Here is an 18,510-nt window from a genome sequence, read left to right as displayed (position 1 = left end):
CCGCGCGGCGTGCGCTGCAGGTAGCCCTGCTGGATCAGGTAGGGCTCGATCACGTCCTCGATGGTGCCGGCCTCCTCGCCGATGCTGGCGGCGATGTTGTCCAGGCCCACCGGGCCGCCGTCGAAGCGGTGGATCACCGCCTCCAGCAGCTTGCGGTCCATCAGGTCGAAGCCCTGCGGGTCGACGTCGAGCATGGCCAGGGCGCGGTGCGCGATGTCCTGCGTGATGCGGCCGTCGCCCTTGACGTCGGCGAAGTCGCGCACGCGGCGCAGCAGCCGGTTGGCGATGCGCGGCGTGCCGCGCGAGCGGCGGGCGATCTCGAAGGCGCCGTCGGCGTCGGTCGGCGCGTTGAGCAGGCCGGCGCTGCGGGTGACGATGCGGGCCAGCTCCTCGGCGGTATAGAACTCCAGCCGCGCCACGATGCCGAAGCGGTCGCGCAGCGGGTTGGTCAGCATGCCGGCGCGGGTGGTGGCGCCGACCAGGGTGAAGGGCTGCAGGTCCAGCTTGATGCTGCGCGCGGCCGGGCCTTCGCCGATCATGATGTCGATCTGGTAGTCCTCCAGCGCCGGGTAGAGGATCTCCTCGACCACCGGCGAGAGGCGGTGGATCTCGTCGATGAAGAGCACGTCGTGCGCTTCGAGGTTGGTCAGCAGCGCGGCCAGGTCCTTGGGCTTTTCGAGCACGGGGCCGCTGGTCTGGCGCAGGTTGACGCCCAGTTCGGCCGCGACGATGTGCGAGAGCGTGGTCTTGCCCAGGCCGGGCGGGCCGAACAGCAGCACGTGGTCGAGCGGCTCGCGGCGCTTGCGGGCGGCCCCGATGAAGATCTCCAGTTGCTCGCGCACCTTGGCCTGGCCCACGTACTCGTCGAGCAGCTTGGGGCGCAGGGCGCGCTCGATGGCTTCCTCGTTGGGCGAGGCCGGCGCGGCGGACACCACGCGAGGCGGGGCCGGAGCGAAGTCGTCGGTCTGAATGGACATGGCGCGGTGCGAAGCGCCGGATTGTAGGTGGGCGCCGCCGGAGAGGCGGCGCGGGCGCATCCGGCGATACCGGCCGCCGGAAGCGGCAATACTTGGCAGGGCATGGGCGGGGGCGCCCGGGCCGATAGGCAGAATCCCGCCCGTCTCCCTTCCGCGCGCGTGACGCGCCCACCCATCTTGTCGATCTACCAGCTCAAGCCCCGCTTCCAGGCCCTGCTGCGGCCGCTGGTGCGCCGCCTGGCCGCCGCCGGCGTCACGGCCAACCAGGTCACCGTGGCCGCCTGCGCGATCTCCGTGGCGCTGGGCCTCTGGCTCTTCTTCGCCGAGCCGAGCCCCGACGCCTTCGCGCTCGTGCCGCTGTGGATGTTCCTTCGCATGGCGTTCAACGCGGTGGACGGCATGCTCGCGCGCGAGCACGGCCAGCAAAGCCGCCTGGGGGCCTTCCTCAACGAGTTGACGGACGTGCTGTCCGACGCGGCGCTGTACCTGCCCTTCGCCACGTACTTCGCGGCGCTGTCGCCCCACGGCGGCTTCTGGGTCGGCGCGGTGATCGTGCTGGCCGGCCTGTCCGAGTTCGCCGGCGCCCTGGGGCCGAGCGTGGGCGCCAGCCGGCGCTACGACGGCCCGATGGGCAAGAGCGACCGCGCCTTCGTCTTCGGCGCGCTCGGGCTGTACATCGCCCTGGGCGGGCCGCTGCCGGACTGGACGGCCGCGCTGATGCCGCTGATGGCCGCCCTGGTGGGCTGGACGACGGTCCGCCGCGTGCGCGCCGCACTGGCCGAGGCGGCGCCGCGCTGATCGATGATGAACCACACCATGACGTCTTCTTCCTCCTCCCGCGCGGCCGACGAGCTGCACTTCCGCACGCACGACGGCGAATCGCTGTTCTACCGGCACTGGCCGGCCAGCGGCCCCGCGCGCCGCGGCGCGGTGGTGCTGTTCCACCGCGGCCACGAGCACGGCGCGCGCATGGCGCACCTGGTCGACGAGCTGGACCTGCCGGACTTCGACTTCTTCGCCTGGGACGCCCGCGGCCACGGCCGCTCGCCCGGCCAGCGCGGCTACAGCCCCAGCTTCGCGCATTCGGTGCGCGACGTGCAGACCTTCATCGAGCACATCGGCACGCAGCACAGCATCGAGGAGCAGGACATCCACGTCGTGGCCCAGAGCGTAGGCGCGGTGCTGGTCTCGACCTGGGCCCACGACTACGCGCCCAAGGTGCGCGGCCTCACCCTCGCCTCGCCGGCCTTCAAGGTCAAGCTGTACGTGCCCTTCGCACGGTCCGGCCTGGCGCTGATGCACAAGCTGCGGGGCCTGTTCTTCGTCAACAGCTACGTGAAGGCGAAGTTCCTCACACACGACCCCGAACGCATCGCCAGCTACGACAGCGACCCGCTGATCACCCGGCCGATCGCCGTCAACATCCTGCTCGACCTGTACGAAGCGGCCGAGCGCGTGGTGCAGGACGCCAACGCCATCGTGCTGCCGACGCAGTTGCTCGTCTCCGGCGCCGACTGGGTGGTGCACCACAAGCCGCAGCACGCCTTCTTCGAGCGCCTGGGCAGCCGCGTGAAGGAGAAGATCGAACTGCCCGGCTTCTTCCACGACACGCTGGGCGAGCGCGACCGCGCGCCGGCGGTGCAGTCGGTGCGCGCCTTCATTCTGAAGCTGTTCGACACACCGCCCGAGCCGGTGGACCTGCGTGAGGCCGACAAGGCCGGCGCCACGGCCGACGAGTCGCGCGCGCTGGCCGAGCCGCTCGCACCGCTGTCGCCGCGCGGCGCGTACTGGGCGTTCACGCGGGCCGGGCTGAAGCTCGGCGGCAAGCTCTCGCGCGGCATCGCGCTGGGGCACGAGACGGGCTTCGACTCCGGCAGCACGCTGGACTACGTCTACCGCAACGAGGCCGCCGGCGCGCCGCTGGTCGGCAGGCTGATCGACCGCACGTACCTCGACTCCATCGGCTGGCGCGGCATCCGCCAGCGCAAGCTGCACGTGGAGGAGCTGCTGCGCGAGGCGATGGAGCGCCTGGCCGCCGCCCAGCGCGAGGTGCGGGTGATGGACATCGCCGCCGGCCACGGCCGCTACGTGCTCGACGCGGTGGCCGCCAGCCCGGTGAAGGCGCAGTCCATCCTGCTGCGCGACTACAGCGACATCAACGTGCGCGACGGCCAGCATCTGATCGCCGAGCGCGGCCTGCAGGACCGCGCGCAGTTCGTGCAGGCCGATGCCTTCGACCGCGTCAGCCTGGCCAGCGTGATGCCGCGCCCCACGCTGGCGGTGGTCTCGGGCCTGTACGAGCTGTTCCCCGACAACGAGATGGTGCGCCGTTCGCTGGCCGGCGTCGGCGACGCGGTGGAGGACGGCGGCTGGCTGGTCTACACCGGCCAGCCCTGGCACCCGCAACTGGAAATGATCGCCCGCGCCCTCACCAGCCATCGCCAGGGCCAGGCCTGGGTGATGCGCCGACGCACGCAGGCCGAGATGGACCAACTCGTGGAAGAAGCGGGCTTCCGCAAGGTCGCGCAGCGGGTGGACGAGTGGGGCATCTTCACCGTCTCGCTGGCGCAGCGCGTGGAGCGATGACGCGCCCTGCCCTGCCGCGCCCCTGGAAGCGCGCCGCCGCGTGGCTGGCGCTGCTCGGGCCGCTGTTCTACCTGAGCTACGGCCTGGCGAACTGGTGGGCCGGCACGCGGGCGCAGGTGCCCTCGGTCGTGTTCGAGTGGGAGCGCGGCATGCCCTTCTGGGCGTGGACGATCTTTCCCTACTGGTCGATCAATGCCTTCTACGCGCTCTCGCTCTTCCTTGGCCGCACGAAGCACCTGGTGGACCGGCACGCGGCACGGCTGCTGACGGCGCAGGCGCTGGCCGTCACCTGCTTCGTGCTGTGGCCGCTGGCGTTCAGCTTCGGCCAGCCCGCGGTGAGCGGCGCCCCGGCCTTCCTGTTCGAGGCGCTGCGCGGCTTCGACAGGCCCTTCAACCAGGCGCCCTCGCTGCACATCGCGCTGGCCGTGATCCTGTGGGACTGGTACCGGCGGCTGATCACCGCCCGCTGGGCGCGCGCCGTGCTGCATCTGTGGGCGCTGGCCATCTGCGGCTCGGTGCTGACGACCTGGCAGCACCATTTCATCGACATCCCGACCGGCGCCCTGCTCGGCCTCGTGTGCGTGTGGCTGTGGCCGCTGGAGCGCCGCGTGGCGCTGCCGCGCGCCTGGCGGCTGGCGCGCGATCCGCAGCGCTGGAAGCTGGCCGCCGCCTATGCGCTCGGCGCGGCCGCCTGTCTGGCGCTGGGCCTGTACGGCGGCGGGGCCGCCCTGTGGCTGGGCTGGCCCGCCGCCTCGCTGATGCTGGTGGCGCTCAACTACGCCGGCTTCGGCGCACGCGGCTTCGCCATGGACGGCCGCGGCCGCATGCACTGGGCCGCACGCTGGCTGTTCGCGCCCTACCGCCTCGGCGCGGCCGTCAACGCCTGGGCCTGGACGCGCCGGCTGCCGCCCAGCGCGGAGGTGGTGCCGGGCGTGCGGCTGGGCCGCCTGCCCTCGCGGGCCGAGTGGGAAGCGGCCGGCCGGCCGCGCCTGCTGAGCCTGTGCGCCGAACTGCAGCTGCCCCCCGTGCCGCACGCGCGCTGCGTGCCGATGCTGGACCTGGCGATGCCCTCGCCAGCGCAGTTGCACCGCGCCGTCGCCGTGCTGGAAAGCCAGCGCCGCGGCGGCCCGGTCTGGGTCTGCTGCGCGCTGGGCTTCTCGCGCAGCGCCGCCACGTTGGTCGGCTGGCTGCGACGGCATGGCACGGCAGCCGACCTGGCCGACGCGGAAGCCGCCGTGCGCCAGGCACGCCCGCAGATCGTGCTGCGTCCCGCCTGGCGCGACATGCTGGGCTCGGCGTGGCCCGGAAGGGACCCCGCATCATGAGCCTGGACACGCAGGACCGCGCCGATTGCGCCGCGCTCGCCGCGCTGCTGGCGGGCCAGGACACGCTGGCCCGGTGGAGCCTGTGGCTTTCGGCCCTGGCGCTGGCCGCGCTGTGCTTCGTTCCAGCCCGGGAAGCGACCACGCTGCCTCTGGCGGCCGCGGCGCTGCTGGGGCTGCCGGAACGCTACCTGGCCTTCCGGCTGCGCCTGGACCAGCGGCTCTTCGACGCCCTGGCCGCGGGCCGCATCGCGGACCTCGCAGCGCTGGACCGCTCGCTCGCGCACATCGGCCTGCGCACCGCGCCCGAAGGCGGGACGCGGCCCCTGGCCGACCGCCTCCGCGGCACGCGCCGGCTGGTGCGCGGGCATGCGAGCATCGTGGCCGTGCAAAGTCTCGTCTTCCTCGCCGCCGTCGCGGCCCGTCTCAGCTTCTCATGACCGACGCCTTCACCTCCGATGCCCCGCCGCCGCGCGAGTTGCTGCGCCGGGCCGGCACCTTCGCCGCCGCCCGCCTGATCATCTTCATCGCCAAGCTGCTGACCGGCGTGCGCGCCGTGTGGAGCGGCACCGCGCCAGTGGCCGACCAGACCCTGTACTTCGCCAACCACTCCAGCCACGGCGACTTCGTGCTGCTGTGGGCCACGCTGCCGCCCGACCTGCGCTCCCTCACCCGCCCCGTCGCCGGGCAGGACTACTGGCTGGCATCGAAGGCACGGCGCTTCATCGGACAGGACGTGTTCAACGCGCTGATGATCCGCCGCGACGGCAGCGGCGACGGCCCCAACCCGGTCGACCAGATGGTGCAGGCGCTGCAGTCGGGCGACTCGCTGATCATGTTCCCGGAGGGCACGCGCAACACCGGCGAGGAGGTGATGCTGCCGCTCAAGAGCGGGCTGTTCCACATCGCCCGCGCCTGCCCGCAGGTGCGGCTGGTGCCGGTGTGGATCGAGAACCTCAAGCGCGTGCTGCCCAAGGGCCAGCTCATCCCGGTACCGCTGGCCTGCTCGGTGCGCTACGGCGCGCCCATCGCGCTGGCCGAGGGCGAGGACAAGGCCGCCTTCCTGGCGCGGGCGCAGCAGGCGATGCTGGACCTGCGGCCCGAGCACGACAAGGAGGAGGCGAGCGCATCATGAGCCCCACCCTGCACCTGTTCGCCGGCGTGGCCGGCGTGCTGATCCTGGCCTCCGCCGTTGGCGCGCTGCTCAAGTGGCGCGTCGCGCACGGCGCCCCGCACGCGGTCATCGACAACCTCAACGCCCGCGTCAATACCTGGTGGGTGATGGTGGCGGTGATCGGCCTGGCCTTCGCCTTCGGCAAGGGCGGCGTGATCGTGCTGTTCTACCTGATCTCGTTCTACGCGCTGCGTGAGTTCATGAGCCTGACCTACACGCGGCGCGGCGACCACCTGGCGATGGCGGCGGCCTTCTACATCGCGCTGCCGGTGCAGTACTTCCTCGTCTGGATCGAGTGGTACGGCATGTTCGCCATCTTCATCCCGGTGGAGGTGTTCCTGATTCTGCCCATCCTCTCGGCACTGGGCGGCGACACCAAGCGCTTCCTGGAACGCACGTCGAAAGTGCAGTGGGGCCTGATGGTGTGCGTGTTCTGCATCAGCCACGTTCCGGCGCTGCTGACGCTGCACATCCCCGGCTTCGAGGGCGGCAACCTGCTGCTCATCGCCTTCCTCGTCATCGTGGTGCAGGGCAGCGACGTTCTGCAGTACGTGTGGGGCAAGCTCCTCGGGCGGCGCAAGGTGGCGCCGGAGCTGTCGCCCTCCAAGACCTGGGAAGGCCTGGTCGGCGGCGTGGCCAGCGCCACGCTGCTGGGCGCGGCCCTGTGGTGGGCGACGCCCTTCACGCCGTGGCAGGCAGCGCTCATGGCCTTCATGATCTGCGTCATGGGCTTCTTCGGCGGGCTGGTGATGTCCGCCATCAAGCGCGACCGCGGCGTCAAGGACTGGGGCACCATGATCGAGGGTCACGGCGGCATGCTCGACCGGCTGGACTCGGTGATCTTCGCCGCGCCCATCTACTTCCACGCGCTGCGCTACTGGTGGGTACCTTGATGCGCGCGGTACTGATGCATCGCCGCCACATCGCCACCTGTTTTTCGTGATAGACCGCACGGCTTAGCCGGCCTGTGGGAGGCCGGGCCTTCAACATGGCCCATGGTCGACCGTTCTGACGCATATTGGGCGACATCGGACCCATTGGCAGGAGGTCGACGACCATGAACACCTTGCTCGATACCCGGCACTTCCAGCTGCGCTTCCGCTCGCTGTTCAACGAAGGGCGCGGCTACGCCTTCCCCTGCGACGCCAGCGGCGAGGTGGACCTGGACGCGCTCAGCGAACAGTCGCGACACAACTACCTGTATGCACGCGCCATGATGGGCCGCGAGGTGGCCCACCCCGTAGTGGAGCCCTGCCTGCCGCATTGAAGAAGGTGAAGGGCCCGATGGCCTACTTCGCCAGCGCCTTGAGCGCCAGCTTGATCCCTTCGCTCACGCCCACGTCCTTGGGCAGGGCCTTGAGGGCGGCCGCCGCCTCCTTGTCGCTGTAGCCCAGCGCCAGCAGCGCCTGCAGGATGTCGGCCTGCGCATCACTGGCCGGCTGCGCCAGTCCGGCAGCCTGGCCCAGGGTGTCGCCCAGTTTCCCCTTGAGTTCGAGCAGCAGCCGTTCGGCGGTCTTCTTTCCGATGCCCGGAATCTTGACCAGCCGCCCCGGCTCCTGCAGCGACACGGCCTGCGCCAGCTCGTTCACGCTCATGCCCGACAACACCCCCAGCGCGGTGCGCGGCCCGACGCCGGAGATCTTGATGAGCTGGCGAAACGCCGCCCGCTCGGCGGCGGTGCCGAAGCCGTAGAGCACCTGCGCATCCTCGCGCACCACGAAATGCGTGAGCAGCGACACCTTCTCGCCCACCGGCGGCAGGTTGTAGAAGGTGCCCATCGGCACGTCGACCTCGTAGCCCACGCCGTGGCAGTCGATCACCACCTGGGGGGGGTTGCGTTCGGCGAGGATGCCGGTGAGTTTGCCTATCATCGACGGTCCAGGCCGCGCTGCGGCCCCATTCCAAGAAACGTGTGATTCTCCGCCACAGCTTCACCCCCCCGAACAACACCCGCCTGGCCCACCTGTGCGGCCCGATGGACACCCACCTGCGCCAGATCGAGGACGCGCTGGAAGTGAAGATCAGCCACCGCAACGAGGCCTTCAAGGTCGAAGGCCCCAAGGCGAAGGCCACGCGCGCGATGGAGACCCTGCAGGCGCTGTACGAGATCGCGCAGCGGCCCGTCGACGCCACGCTGGTCCAGCTCACGCTGGCCGGCGACGGCACCCTGGCGGAGGACGAGGACGGCGTGAAGCTGCTGAGCACGCGCCGCACCGACCTGCGCGCCCGCACGCCCAACCAGAGCGTCTACCTCGACAACATCGCGGGCCACGACATCACCTTCGGCATCGGCCCCGCCGGCACCGGCAAGACCTACCTGGCCGTGGCCTGCGCGGTGGATGCGCTCGAACGCAGCGCGGTACAGCGCATCGTGCTCACCCGCCCCGCGGTGGAAGCCGGCGAGCGCCTGGGCTTCCTGCCCGGCGACCTGACGCAGAAGGTGGACCCGTACCTGCGGCCCCTGTACGACGCGCTGTACGACCTGATGGGTTTCGAGAAGGTGAACAAGGCCTTCGAGCGCAACGCGCTGGAGATCGCGCCGCTGGCCTTCATGCGCGGGCGCACGCTGAACAACGCCTTCGTGATCCTCGACGAGGCGCAGAACACCACGCCCGAGCAGATGAAGATGTTCCTCACGCGCATCGGCTTCGGCAGCAAGTGCGTGGTGACCGGCGACGTGAGCCAGATCGACCTGCCCAAGCAGCAGACCAGCGGCCTGATCGACGCGGAGCGGGTGCTCAAGCGCGTGGCTGGGCTGGCCTTCACGCATTTCAACAGCGGCGACGTGGTGCGGCACCCGCTGGTGGCGCGCATCGTCGACGCCTACGACAAGAGCGGCAAGCGGTCCTGAGCGATGGCGCTGCCCGAGCTGTCGCTGTCTCTGCAGTTTGCCCGCTTCGACGGCGTGGCGCGGCACCGCGCCGCCCTGCCGCGGCACCGGGTGGCGCGCTGCATCCGCTATGCGCTGGCGCTGCCCGGCGAGCTGGCGGTGCGCATCGTCGATGCCGACGAAGGCCGGCGCCTGAACCGCGAGTTCCGCGGCAAGGACTACGCCACCAACGTGCTGACCTTCGACTACGCCGCCTCGCCGGTCGTCATGGCCGACCTCGTGCTGTGCGCGCCGGTGGTGGCGCGTGAGGCGAAGGAGTTGCGCGTGACGCTGGCGGCCCACTATGCACACCTGCTGGTGCATGGCACCCTGCACGCCCAGGGCTGGGACCACGAAACCGGCGAGGCGGACGCGCAGGCGATGGAGGCGCGCGAGACCGCGATCCTGGCCGGGCTGGGCATCGCCGACCCCTATCGCGGACGCTGAACGCCGCCATGTTCGACATCGCCCTGCTGCTGGCCGCTGCCTTCGTCGCCGGCGCCCTCAACGCCGTCGCCGGAGGCGGCAGCTTTCTCACCTTGCCGGCGCTGGTGTTCACCGGCGTGCCGCCGGTGGTGGCCAACGCCACCGGCACGGTGGCGCTGCTGCCGGGCTACTTGGCCGGCGCGTGGGGCTTCCGCGAGGACTGGCAGAGCCCGCCGGGGCTGACGATGCGCGGCATCGTGCTGTGGTCGCTGGTGGGCGGCGCCGCGGGCGCCGCGCTGTTGCTGCTGACGCCGGACAGCACCTTCCGCCTGATCGTGCCCTGGCTGCTGCTGGCGGCGACGCTGCTGTTCGCCCTGGGCCCGCGCATCCGGCGCTGGACGGCCGGCGCCCACGGCGCCTCGCCGCTCAAGGCGGCGTTCGGCGTGCTGGCGGTCTCGGCCTACGGCGGCTACTTCAACGGCGGGCTGGGCATCCTGCTGCTGGCGCTGTTCGCGCTGCTGGGCCAGACCCAGCTGCATGCGATGAACGGCATGAAGAACCTGGTGTCGGCGCTGCTGACGGCGATCGCCGTCGCGATCTATGCCGCCGGCGGCCTGGTGCAGTGGCCGCAGGCGCTGATGATGATGTTCGCCGCCACCGCCGGCGGCTACGGCGGCGCCCGCCTGGCGCGCCGCATGCGGCCGGAGTGGCTGCGCGCCGGCATCGTGCTGGTGGGGCTGGCGATGGCGGCGCTGTTCTTCTGGAAGGCGTAGCCGTTCAGGGCGCCATCTGCAGCGGGATGGTCACCGGCCCGTCGTTGACCAGGTGCACCTGCATGTCGGCACCGAAGACGCCGGTGGCCACCTCCGGGTGCAGCGCCCGGGCACGCGCGACGAAGGCGTCGTAGAGCCGCCGGCCCTCGTCCGGCGGCGCGGCCTGCGTGAAGCTGGGCCGGTTGCCGCCGCTCGCATCGGCCGCCAGGGTGAACTGGCTGACGATCAGGAGGCCGCCGCCCACGTCCTGCACGCTGCGGTTCATCTTGCCGGCGTCGTCGCTGAAGATGCGCAGCTTCAGGATCTTGCCCAGCAGGCGTTCGCCGACCGCCTCGTCGTCGCCCCGCTCGGCACACACCAGCACGAGCAGCCCCCGGCCGATGCGGCCGACGCATTCGCCGGCGGCGATCTCCACGCGCGCCTCGCTCACGCGCTGCAGCAGGGCCTTCATCGCATCTCTCCCTCCCCTGTGGCCTGCACGGCGCGCGCCTCCATGTCCAGCGGCAGCAGCTGCAGCGTGACGCGCAGGCCCGGCACGGCGTCCATCAGCGCCTGCTCCAGCGCGTCGCGCAGGCCGGCGGCGCGGCGCAGCGTCCAGTGGCCCGGCACGTGCATGTGGATGTCGGCGAAGAGGCGCCGCCCCGAGCGCCGCGTCGCGATGTCGTCGAAGCGCAGGGCGCCGCCGTCCGGCGCCTCGGCGGCGAAGCGGTCCAGCACGGCCTGGATGGCGGCCTGCTGCGCCGGCTCCAGCGCGTGGTCCATCAGGCCCTGGCTGGAGCGCCACACCAGCCGCGCGCCCTCGCGCACGATGTTGGCCGCCACGGCCAGCGCCAGCAGCGGGTCCAGCCACAGCCAGCCGGTGAGCATCACGGCCAGCACCCCCACCAGCACGCCGGCCGAGGTCCACACGTCGGTCATCAGGTGCCTGCCGTCGGCCTCCAGGGCGATGGAGTGGTGCACCCGCGCCGCCTTGAGCATCAGCAGCGCCAGCGCCGCGTTCAGCCCCGCGCTGGCCACCGACAGCGCCATGCCCCAGCCGAGCCGCTCCAGCGGCTGCGGCGCCAGCAGCCGGCCGATCGCCGCCCAGGCGATGGCCAGCGCCGCCGCGATGATCAGGATGCCCTCGAAGCCGGAAGAGAAATACTCGGCCTTGTGGTGGCCGTAGGGATGGCCCTCGTCCGCCGGCCGGTTGGCGATGGTGATCATCGCCAGCGCGAACACGGCGCTGGCCAGGTTGACGAAGGACTCCATTGCGTCCGAGATCAGCCCCATCGAATGGGTGATCCAGCCGGCGGCCCCCTTGAGGGCGATGGTCAGCAGCGCCACCGCCACCGACAGCCGCAGCAGGGTGCGAGGGCTCGGCGCGGCCAGGGAAGATCGCGGGGAAAAGTGAAGCACAGCACGATGCCGGAGGCCGGCGGAAGCCCGCGATTATGAAGGGCGCGCCCTGCTCGCTTACCATTGACGCCCCCCGAAACACCCCCGGAGCACCATGAGCCACCGCCTGACGATCCTGTGCGCGGGCCTGCTGGCGGCCGCCGCCGCCTTCGCCCAGCCGGCCCCCGCCGCGGCACCGCTGCCCACGGCCGAGGCCGGCGCCGAGGCAGCGGCCGGCTTCATCAAGTCGGCGCAGGGCGACGTGCGGGTGCTGGGCACGGACGGCACCGGCCGCCCGGCCCGGCCCGGCGACCGCGTCCTGCCGATCGACCGCGTGAGCACCGGCCCCGACAGTGGCGCCAGCCTGGTCCTGCGCGACGGCACCACGCTGGTGATGGGCCCGGAGTCGCGGGTCGACCTGAAGCAGTTCCACTTCGACCCGACGACGCAGGAAGGCGGCATCCTGGTGTCGCTGCTGCGCGGGTCCATGCGCATGATCACCGGCCTCATCGGCCGGACCCAGCCCGACGCAGTGCGGGTGGAGACGCAGACCGCCACCATCGGCATCCGCGGCACCGATTTCATCGTGACCGACAGCGGCCAGCCGTGAGCCGCCCGTCCGCACCCCGCTCCGTCGTCCCGGCCGCCGCGCGGCGGCTGGCCGCCCTGTGCACGCTCGCCGGCGCCGCGTTGCTGGCCGCCTGCACCACGCCCGCCACGCGCGTCGTGCTGCTGCCGCAGGAGGACGGCAAGCCCTCGGCCGTGGTGGTCCGCACCGAGAACGGCCAGCAGGTGCTGGACCGGCCCTACCTGCAGGCCACGGCGCCGCACGGCACCCAGGCCGCGCCGACGGTGGACACGGTCGACCCCGCCGAACTGCAGCGCGACCACCCCCAGCTCTTCGCGCTGCGGCCCCCGGCGCCCCAGCACTACACGCTGTACTTCGTCTCGGGCGGCACGGTGCTCACCGAAGCCTCGCAAATGACCGTGCAGGAGATGCTGGCAGCCGCCCTGGCACGGCCGGGCGCCGACATCGTGGTCACCGGCCACACCGACACCCTGGGCGCCGGCCCGCGCAACGATGCGCTGTCGCGCGAGCGCGCCGCCGAGGTGCGGCAGATGCTGGTGCAGCGCGGCTTTCCCGCCGCGCGCATCGAGGCCGTGGGCCGCGGCGAACGCGAACTGGCCGTTCCCACCGCCGACGAGGTGGACGAACCGCGCAACCGCCGCGTGACCATCGACGTCCGCTGAATTCCGGCGGCCGGGCCGAAAGACGAACGGGGCCCGCGGGCCCCGTTTTCCTTGCCGCCAGCGGCCGTCAGCCGACCGTGACCCGCGCGAACTTGCGCTTGCCCACCTGCACGACGTAGGTGCCGGCCGGCAGCTTCAGTCCTTTGTCGCTCACCACGGCCGAATCCACCCGCACGCCGCCGCCGTCGATCAGGCGGTTGCCCTCCGAGGTGGACGACGCCAGCCCCGCCTGCTTGAGCAGGTGCGCGATGCCCAGCGGCGCGCCGGTCAGCGCCACCTCCGGGATCTCGTCGGGCACCCCGCCCTTGCTGCGGTTGACGAAGTCCTGCTCCGCCGCCTCGGCCGCCTGCGCGCTGTGGAAGCGCGTGGTGATCTCCTTGGCCAGCATCACCTTGGCGTCCTTCGGATTGCGCCCGGCCGCCACCTCGGCCTTCAGCGCCTCGATGTCGGCCAGCGAGCGGAAGCTCAGCAGCAGGTACCAGCGCCACATCAGCTCGTCCGAGATCGACAGCACCTTGGCGAACATGGTGTTGGCGTCCTCGCTGATGCCGATGTAGTTGCCCTTGCTCTTGGACATCTTCTCGACGCCGTCCAGCCCCTCCAGCAGCGGCATGGTCAGGATGCACTGCGGCTCCTGGCCGTACTCCTGCTGCAGGTGGCGCCCCACCAGCAGGTTGAACTTCTGGTCGGTGCCGCCCAGCTCCAGGTCGCTCTTCAGCGCCACCGAGTCGTAGCCCTGCATCAGCGGGTAGAGGAACTCGTGCACCGAGATCGACTGCCCGGCATGGAAGCGCTTGTGGAAGTCGTCGCGCTCCATCATGCGCGCCACCGTGTACTTGGCGGCCAGCTGGATCATGCCGCGCGCGCCCAGCGGGTCGCTCCACTCGGAGTTGTACCGGATCTCGGTCTTCGACTCGTCCAGCACCAGCTTCGCCTGGGCGAAGTAGGTCTCGGCGTTCGCGCGGATCTGCTCGGCCGTCAGCGGCGGGCGCGTGGTGTTGCGCCCGGACGGGTCGCCGATCAGGCTGGTGAAGTCGCCGATCAGGAAGATGACGGTGTGCCCCAGATCCTGCAGCTGGCGCATCTTGTTGAGCACCACCGTGTGGCCCAGGTGGATGTCCGGCGCCGTCGGGTCCAGGCCCAGCTTGATGCGCAGCGGCTGGCCGGTGGCTTCCGAGCGCTGCAGCTTCCTGACCCACTCGTCCCGGGGCAGGAGTTCGTCCACACCACGAAGTGAAATGTCAAGCGCTTGTCCTACACGATCAGACGGTGGTTGACTAGTGAAAAACTCGGAAGTCATTCGAATTTTTGTGGAGAAAGCAACGGCCGGCGCTATACTCCGCCCGTTTTGCCAAAGCGGTGCATTGTAGAGAGCGCACCGCTTCCTCGCCCCGCCGGGCGCGGCCCGCGACATGCGGCAGCCGGCGGTCGCTGACTCCAAGCTGGGTTTCTCGTTTTGTCCAAACTGATCAACGGCATTCTTGCCGCGGAGGAAGCTGTTGCCTCCCGCGTCGCGCATACCGTCAAGACCCACCCGCGCCAGATCACCGCGGCCATCGCAACGCTGCTGCTGTGCGCCGGCGGCGGCGCCTTCGCCGTGGCCAACCTGGGCCCGGATGCGTCCGACCTGCCGGTGCGGCAGGTGTTCGAGGCCGTCACGCCCCTGCCGATCGACAGCCAGGGTGCCGAACTCGACGGCCACCGTTTCACCCTCTTCCGCAGCGAGCAGACGCGCGCCGGCGACACCGCCGAGGCGCTGCTGGGCCGCCTGGGCGTGGCCGACGGCGATGCCGCCGCCTTCGTGCGCGGCAACGCGCAGGCGCGCGCGGCGCTGTTCAACCGCGTCGGCCGCACGGTGTCGGCCGAACTCGGCCAGGACGACCGCCTGATCCGGCTGTCGGCGCGCTGGATCCCCGATGCCGACGGCAGCTTCCGCCGCTTCGTGGTCGAACGCATGCCGGGCGGCTTTGTCGCCCGCATGGAGGCCGAGGCGCTGACGCCCGGCTCGCGCCTGGCCAGCGGCGTGGTGAAGAGCTCGCTGTTCGCCGCCACCGACGCCGCGCGCGTGCCCGACAGCATCGCCAGCCAGCTGGCCGACATCTTCTCGGGCGACGTCGACTTCCGCCAACTGCGCAAGGGCGACCGCTTCGCGGTGGTGTACGAGACCTTCGATGCCGACGGCCAGGTCCTGCGCACCGGCCGCGTGCTGGCCGCCGAGATGCAAAGCAGCGGCAAGACCTGGCAGGCGCTGTGGTTCCAGCCGCCCGGCGGCAAGGGCGGCTACTACCGGCCCAACGGCGACAGCCTGCGCAAGGCCTACCTGAGCTCGCCGGTGGAGTTCACCCGCGTGTCCAGCGGCTTCGCGATGCGCATGCATCCCATCCTGAACAGCTGGCGCCAGCACAACGGCATCGACTTCGCCGCGCCCACCGGCACGCCGGTGCGCACCGTGGGCGACGGCAAGGTGGACTTCGCCGGCCAACAGAACGGCTACGGCAACATCGTCATCATCGGCCACCGCAACGGCCAGCAGACGGCCTACGCGCACCTCTCGCGCATCAACGTCAAGGAAGGCGAGCAGGTCGAGCAGGGCCAGACCATCGGCGCCGTCGGCTCGACCGGCTGGGCCACCGGGCCGCACCTGCACTTCGAGTTCCGCATCAACGGCGAGTACCACGACCCGAGCACCATCGCCCAGCAGAGCGAGGGCAGCGCCGCGATCACCGCCGCCCTGCGGCCGGCCTTCGACAAGCTGGCGAACGCCTCCCGCACCGAGCTGGCCGCGGCCTTCTCGGTGGTCCAGGCCAGCGCGGACTGACCCTCGCGTGATCCTCATCCCGAAGACAGGGCGCCGCACGGGCGCCCTTTTCTTTTCCGCATGACCGAGCGCTTCATCGGCCTGATGTCGGGCACCTCGCTGGACGGCGTCGACGGCGTGCTGGCCGAACTGGACGCCGGCCGCATCGCCGTGCGCGCCCACGCGGCGCGGCCCTTCCCGGCGCCGCTGCGTGAAGAACTGCTGGCCCTCAACACCCCCGGTGGGCAGGACGAACTGCACCGCGCGGCGCTGGCCGCCAACGCCCTGGTGCGCGTCTACGCGGACACCGTTGCGGCCCTGCTCGCCGACACCGGCCTGCCGCCCGCGGCCGTGCGTGCCATCGGCGCCCACGGCCAGACGGTGCGCCACCGCCCGGGCGAATTCGACGGCACCGGCTACACCCTGCAACTCAACAGCCCGGCCCTGCTGGCGGAACTGACCGGCATCGACGTGGTGGCCGACCTGCGCAGCCGCGACGTGGCCGCCGGCGGCCAGGGTGCGCCGCTGGTGCCGGCCTTCCATGCCGCGCTGTTCGCGCCCGGTGATGAGGGCGTGGCCGTGCTCAACCTGGGCGGCATCGCCAACCTGAGCCTGCTGCCGCCCGGCGGCGGCGCGGTGCTGGGCTTCGACTGCGGGCCGGCCAATGCCCTGATGGACCACTGGTGCCAGCGCCACCGCAGCACGCCCTACGACGCAAACGGCGACTGGGCCGCCGGCGGCCGGGTGCTGCCGGACCTGCTGGCGCGGCTGCTGGCCGAGCCCTACTTCGCCCGCCCCGTGCCCAAGAGCACCGGGCGCGACCTGTTCCACCCCGGCTGGCTCGCCGCCCGCCTCGGCGATGCGGCCTCGGCCGATCCGCAGGACGTGCAGGCCACCCTGGCGGAACTGACGGCGCATACCTGCGCCGAGCACCTGCAGCGCCACGGCGCCGGGCTGCCGCGCCTGATCGTCTGCGGCGGCGGCGCCTTCAACGCGCACCTGATGCGGCGGCTGGCCACGCTGCTGCCGGGCGTGGCCGTCGAGTCCTCCGCCGCGCACGGCCTGCCGCCGCAGCAGGTGGAGGCCGCCGCCTTCGCCTGGCTGGCCTGGCGCATGCTCGCGCGCGCGCCGGGCAACCTGCCCAGCGTGACCGGCGCTGCCGGGCCGCGCGTCCTGGGTGCTCTGTACCCGGCCTGAAGCCTCAGCCGTGGCCTGACACTTCCGGGCCCTCCGGCTGCGGCGCCCGCGCCTCGGCCGGCAACTGCCAGAACACCGCCGCCGAGGCCAGCGTGATCAGCCCCACCGTCACGAAGGTGGCCTGGAAGGCGTGCAGCGCCGCGCCGGGCTCCACGCCGGCGCCGAAGGCGCGGCTGAAGCCCGAGAGCACGGCGCCGGCGATCGCCACCCCCAGGCTCATCGCCAGCATCTGCACCATCGACAACAGGCCGTTGCCACTGCTGGCGCTGGCACCGTCCAGGTCCTTGAGGGTGATGGTGTTCATGGCCGTGAACTGGAGCGAGTTGAAGGCGCCGAAGGCCGCCAGCAGCGCGACGTGCAGCCCCCAGGGCGTGGCCGGCGTGGCGAGGGCGAAGCTGGCCATCAGCACGCCGATGATCGCGGTGTTGGCCACCAGCACCGTGCGGTAGCCCAGGCGCAGGATCAGCGGCGTGGCCACCCGCTTCATCGCCATGCCGGCCAGGGCGGTGGGCAGCATCATCAGGCCGGCGTTGAAGGGCGAATAGCCCAGCGCCACCTGCAGCGAGATCGGGATCAGGAAAGGCATCGCCCCGCTGCCCAGCCGGCAGAACAGGTTGCCCATCAGCCCCACCGACAGCGTGCGCACATGGAACAGCTCCGGCGAGAACAGCGGCCGCGGATGGCGCGCCGCATGCAGCCAGTACACCACCAGCGCCACGAAGCCGAACACCGCCAGCACGGCGGTGTTGCCGCGGCCCAGGCCCATCTCGGTGCCGCCCTCGATGGCCAGCGAGATCGACACCATGCCGAAGGCCAGCAGCGCGTAGCCGGCCAGGTCGAAGCGCGGCGTGTCGGCGTTGCGCGCATCCGGCATGAAACGCCAGGTCGCCAGCAGGCCGATCAGGCCCACCGGCAGGTTGATCAGGAAGATCCAGTGCCAGGAGGCCACCTGCACCAGCCAGCCGCCCAGCGTGGGGCCCAGCAGCGGGCCGATGAGGCCGGGGATGGCGACGAAGGCCATGGCCTGCAGGAACTCCCCGCGCGGGAAGGTGCGCAGCACCGCCAGCCGCCCCACCGGCAGCAGCAGCGCCCCGCCCAGCCCCTGCAGCACGCGCGAGGCCACCAGTTCGCCCAGGCCGCGCGAGGCGGCGCAGGCCAGCGAACCGAGCGAGAACAGCACGATCGCCAGCATGAACACCCGCCGGGTGCCGAAGCGGTCGGCCAGCCAGCCCGAGGCGGGGATCAGCATGGCCATCGTCAGCGAGTACGCCACCACCACCGACTGCATGCGCAGCGGGCTCTCGCCCAGGCTGGCGGCCATCGCCGGCAGCGCCGTGTTGATGATGGTCGCGTCCAGCGTCTGCATGAAGAAGCCGATGGCGACCAGCCACAGCAGCAGGCGGCGGCTGCCGGCGGTGGAGGCCAGGGGCGGGACGAGGGGATCGCTCATCGCAGGAAGGATGCAGACGGCAATGAAAAAGCCGCCCGAAGGCGGCTCGCGGTGCACAGGATGGTCAGGCTCACGCCGAGAAGCTGGAGCCGCAGCCGCAGGTGCTGCTGGCGTTGGGGTTCTTGATCACGAACTGCGCGCCCTGCAGGTCTTCCTTGTAGTCGATCTCGGCGCCGACCAGGTACTGGTAGCTCATGGCGTCGATCAGCAGCGACACGCCGTTCTTGGTCATGGTCGTGTCGTCGTCGTTGGTGATCTCGTCGAAGGTGAAGCCGTACTGGAAGCCCGAGCAGCCGCCGCCCTGCACGAAC

The 18,510-nt window shown here is 71.5% G+C and carries 21 protein-coding genes; 14 read left to right on the top strand and 7 right to left on the bottom strand.

All coding sequences use genetic code 11. From position 1 onward, the window contains the following. Positions 1 to 977, bottom strand: a 977-nt coding sequence (gene ruvB / locus ACIY1X_RS14970) for a Holliday junction branch migration DNA helicase RuvB (RefSeq protein WP_399681793.1), incomplete at its 3' end; no start/stop codon positions are given. A 177-nt stretch (positions 978 to 1,154) separates the two neighbouring features. Between ruvB and ACIY1X_RS14965 the strand changes: the two genes are divergently transcribed. The 7 genes from ACIY1X_RS14965 to ACIY1X_RS14935 all read left to right on the top strand — a co-directional run bounded on the left by ACIY1X_RS14965 (position 1,155) and on the right by ACIY1X_RS14935 (position 7,326). Next, positions 1,155 to 1,775, top strand: coding sequence for a CDP-alcohol phosphatidyltransferase family protein (locus ACIY1X_RS14965; RefSeq protein WP_399681798.1), 621 nt, complete (start codon positions 1,155 to 1,157; stop codon positions 1,773 to 1,775). Between the two features lie 18 nt (positions 1,776 to 1,793). Next, positions 1,794 to 3,563: a bifunctional alpha/beta hydrolase/class I SAM-dependent methyltransferase gene (locus ACIY1X_RS14960; protein ID WP_399681790.1), complete on the top strand. Its 1,770-nt coding sequence runs from the start codon at positions 1,794 to 1,796 to the stop codon at positions 3,561 to 3,563. Continuing rightward, a complete protein-coding gene (locus ACIY1X_RS14955) occupies positions 3,560 to 4,888 on the top strand; it encodes a phosphatase PAP2/dual specificity phosphatase family protein (protein ID WP_399681788.1) in 1,329 nt (442 codons plus the stop codon). Before ACIY1X_RS14960 ends, ACIY1X_RS14955 begins: the two co-directional genes overlap by 4 nt. Next, complete coding sequence (locus ACIY1X_RS14950; protein WP_399681785.1) at positions 4,885 to 5,325, top strand: hypothetical protein; 441 nt, start codon at positions 4,885 to 4,887, stop codon at positions 5,323 to 5,325. The genes ACIY1X_RS14955 and ACIY1X_RS14950 overlap by 4 nt, the downstream gene beginning before the upstream one ends. Then, complete coding sequence (locus ACIY1X_RS14945) at positions 5,322 to 6,020, top strand: lysophospholipid acyltransferase family protein (RefSeq protein WP_399681782.1); 699 nt, start codon at positions 5,322 to 5,324, stop codon at positions 6,018 to 6,020. Before ACIY1X_RS14950 ends, ACIY1X_RS14945 begins: the two co-directional genes overlap by 4 nt. Continuing rightward, on the top strand, positions 6,017 to 6,952 hold the full coding sequence (locus ACIY1X_RS14940) for a phosphatidate cytidylyltransferase (RefSeq protein WP_038210641.1): 936 nt from the start codon (positions 6,017 to 6,019) through the stop codon (positions 6,950 to 6,952). The genes ACIY1X_RS14945 and ACIY1X_RS14940 overlap by 4 nt, the downstream gene beginning before the upstream one ends. A gap of 164 nt (positions 6,953 to 7,116) precedes the next feature. Further along, positions 7,117 to 7,326, top strand: a complete 210-nt coding sequence (locus ACIY1X_RS14935) for a hypothetical protein (RefSeq protein ID WP_038210640.1) — start codon at positions 7,117 to 7,119, stop codon at positions 7,324 to 7,326. Between the two features lie 22 nt (positions 7,327 to 7,348). Here ACIY1X_RS14935 and ruvA read toward each other — a convergent pair whose 3' ends face one another. Next, positions 7,349 to 7,930: a Holliday junction branch migration protein RuvA gene (gene ruvA / locus ACIY1X_RS14930; protein ID WP_038210639.1), complete on the bottom strand. Its 582-nt coding sequence runs from the start codon at positions 7,928 to 7,930 to the stop codon at positions 7,349 to 7,351. A 41-nt stretch (positions 7,931 to 7,971) separates the two neighbouring features. Between ruvA and ACIY1X_RS14925 the strand changes: the two genes are divergently transcribed. From ACIY1X_RS14925 to ACIY1X_RS14915, 3 genes are read left to right on the top strand one after another with little or no spacing between them, the layout of a single operon-like run. After that, positions 7,972 to 8,910 (top strand): PhoH family protein, encoded by a 939-nt coding sequence (locus ACIY1X_RS14925; protein WP_399681778.1) that lies wholly within the window; start codon positions 7,972 to 7,974, stop codon positions 8,908 to 8,910. A 3-nt stretch (positions 8,911 to 8,913) separates the two neighbouring features. Continuing rightward, a complete protein-coding gene (gene ybeY / locus ACIY1X_RS14920; protein ID WP_399681775.1) occupies positions 8,914 to 9,375 on the top strand; it encodes an rRNA maturation RNase YbeY in 462 nt (153 codons plus the stop codon). Positions 9,376 to 9,383: 8 nt separating this feature from the next. Further along, positions 9,384 to 10,127: a sulfite exporter TauE/SafE family protein gene (locus tag ACIY1X_RS14915; protein ID WP_399681772.1), complete on the top strand. Its 744-nt coding sequence runs from the start codon at positions 9,384 to 9,386 to the stop codon at positions 10,125 to 10,127. Positions 10,128 to 10,131: 4 nt separating this feature from the next. On the opposite strand, the gene dtd is transcribed toward ACIY1X_RS14915, so the two are convergent. After that, entirely contained in the window at positions 10,132 to 10,578 is a 447-nt protein-coding gene (dtd, locus tag ACIY1X_RS14910) for a D-aminoacyl-tRNA deacylase (RefSeq protein ID WP_399681769.1), read from the bottom strand. Continuing rightward, positions 10,575 to 11,525 carry a cation diffusion facilitator family transporter gene (locus tag ACIY1X_RS14905; protein WP_399681767.1) on the bottom strand — a complete coding sequence of 317 codons (951 nt, stop codon included), beginning with the start codon at positions 11,523 to 11,525 and terminating at the stop codon, positions 10,575 to 10,577. The genes dtd and ACIY1X_RS14905 overlap by 4 nt, the downstream gene beginning before the upstream one ends. Before the next feature lie 94 nt (positions 11,526 to 11,619). Here ACIY1X_RS14905 and ACIY1X_RS14900 point away from each other — a divergent pair, with 94 nt between their 5' ends. Further along, positions 11,620 to 12,114 (top strand): FecR domain-containing protein, encoded by a 495-nt coding sequence (locus ACIY1X_RS14900; RefSeq protein WP_399681765.1) that lies wholly within the window; start codon positions 11,620 to 11,622, stop codon positions 12,112 to 12,114. Continuing rightward, positions 12,111 to 12,755: an OmpA family protein gene (locus ACIY1X_RS14895; protein WP_399681762.1), complete on the top strand. Its 645-nt coding sequence runs from the start codon at positions 12,111 to 12,113 to the stop codon at positions 12,753 to 12,755. Before ACIY1X_RS14900 ends, ACIY1X_RS14895 begins: the two co-directional genes overlap by 4 nt. A 67-nt stretch (positions 12,756 to 12,822) precedes the next feature. On the opposite strand, the gene tyrS is transcribed toward ACIY1X_RS14895, so the two are convergent. Next, on the bottom strand, positions 12,823 to 14,055 hold the full coding sequence (tyrS, locus tag ACIY1X_RS14890) for a tyrosine--tRNA ligase (protein ID WP_399681759.1): 1,233 nt from the start codon (positions 14,053 to 14,055) through the stop codon (positions 12,823 to 12,825). A gap of 165 nt (positions 14,056 to 14,220) precedes the next feature. Here tyrS and ACIY1X_RS14885 point away from each other — a divergent pair, with 165 nt between their 5' ends. Together ACIY1X_RS14885 and ACIY1X_RS14880 are read left to right on the top strand one after the other, a co-directional pair. After that, complete coding sequence (locus ACIY1X_RS14885; RefSeq protein WP_399681796.1) at positions 14,221 to 15,573, top strand: peptidoglycan DD-metalloendopeptidase family protein; 1,353 nt, start codon at positions 14,221 to 14,223, stop codon at positions 15,571 to 15,573. Positions 15,574 to 15,633: 60 nt separating this feature from the next. Then, positions 15,634 to 16,749: an anhydro-N-acetylmuramic acid kinase gene (locus ACIY1X_RS14880; protein WP_399681757.1), complete on the top strand. Its 1,116-nt coding sequence runs from the start codon at positions 15,634 to 15,636 to the stop codon at positions 16,747 to 16,749. 4 nt (positions 16,750 to 16,753) lie between these two features. Here the strand turns inward: ACIY1X_RS14880 and mdtD are convergent, their stop codons facing one another. After that, a complete protein-coding gene (mdtD, locus tag ACIY1X_RS14875; protein ID WP_399681755.1) occupies positions 16,754 to 18,199 on the bottom strand; it encodes a multidrug transporter subunit MdtD in 1,446 nt (481 codons plus the stop codon). A gap of 70 nt (positions 18,200 to 18,269) precedes the next feature. Further along, the coding region (gene erpA, locus ACIY1X_RS14870; RefSeq protein ID WP_399681752.1) for an iron-sulfur cluster insertion protein ErpA at positions 18,270 to 18,510 on the bottom strand (241 nt) is incomplete at its 5' end.

Origin of the sequence: Xenophilus sp. (assembly GCF_044462705.1) — a bacterium.
GTDB lineage: Bacteria > Pseudomonadota > Gammaproteobacteria > Burkholderiales > Burkholderiaceae_C > Xenophilus > Xenophilus azovorans.
This window is presented reverse-complemented; position numbering and strand designations above follow the sequence as displayed.

Bases quoted from the DNA above. Each gene is read 5' to 3' on its own strand.
- ACIY1X_RS14960 (WP_399681790.1), top strand. From the start codon at position 1,794: ATGACGTCTTCTTCCTCCTCCCGCGCGGCCGACGAGCTGCACTTCCGC.
- ACIY1X_RS14955 (WP_399681788.1), top strand. From the start codon at position 3,560: ATGACGCGCCCTGCCCTGCCGCGCCCCTGGAAGCGCGCCGCCGCGTGG.
- ACIY1X_RS14950 (WP_399681785.1), top strand. From the start codon at position 4,885: ATGAGCCTGGACACGCAGGACCGCGCCGATTGCGCCGCGCTCGCCGCG.
- ACIY1X_RS14945 (WP_399681782.1), top strand. From the start codon at position 5,322: ATGACCGACGCCTTCACCTCCGATGCCCCGCCGCCGCGCGAGTTGCTG.
- ACIY1X_RS14940 (WP_038210641.1), top strand. From the start codon at position 6,017: ATGAGCCCCACCCTGCACCTGTTCGCCGGCGTGGCCGGCGTGCTGATC.
- ACIY1X_RS14935 (WP_038210640.1), top strand. From the start codon at position 7,117: ATGAACACCTTGCTCGATACCCGGCACTTCCAGCTGCGCTTCCGCTCG.
- ruvA (WP_038210639.1), bottom strand. From the start codon at position 7,930: ATGATAGGCAAACTCACCGGCATCCTCGCCGAACGCAACCCCCCCCAG.
- ybeY (WP_399681775.1), top strand. From the start codon at position 8,914: ATGGCGCTGCCCGAGCTGTCGCTGTCTCTGCAGTTTGCCCGCTTCGAC.
- ACIY1X_RS14915 (WP_399681772.1), top strand. From the start codon at position 9,384: ATGTTCGACATCGCCCTGCTGCTGGCCGCTGCCTTCGTCGCCGGCGCC.
- dtd (WP_399681769.1), bottom strand. From the start codon at position 10,578: ATGAAGGCCCTGCTGCAGCGCGTGAGCGAGGCGCGCGTGGAGATCGCC.
- ACIY1X_RS14900 (WP_399681765.1), top strand. From the start codon at position 11,620: ATGAGCCACCGCCTGACGATCCTGTGCGCGGGCCTGCTGGCGGCCGCC.
- tyrS (WP_399681759.1), bottom strand. From the start codon at position 14,055: ATGACTTCCGAGTTTTTCACTAGTCAACCACCGTCTGATCGTGTAGGA.
- ACIY1X_RS14880 (WP_399681757.1), top strand. From the start codon at position 15,634: ATGACCGAGCGCTTCATCGGCCTGATGTCGGGCACCTCGCTGGACGGC.
- mdtD (WP_399681755.1), bottom strand. From the start codon at position 18,199: ATGAGCGATCCCCTCGTCCCGCCCCTGGCCTCCACCGCCGGCAGCCGC.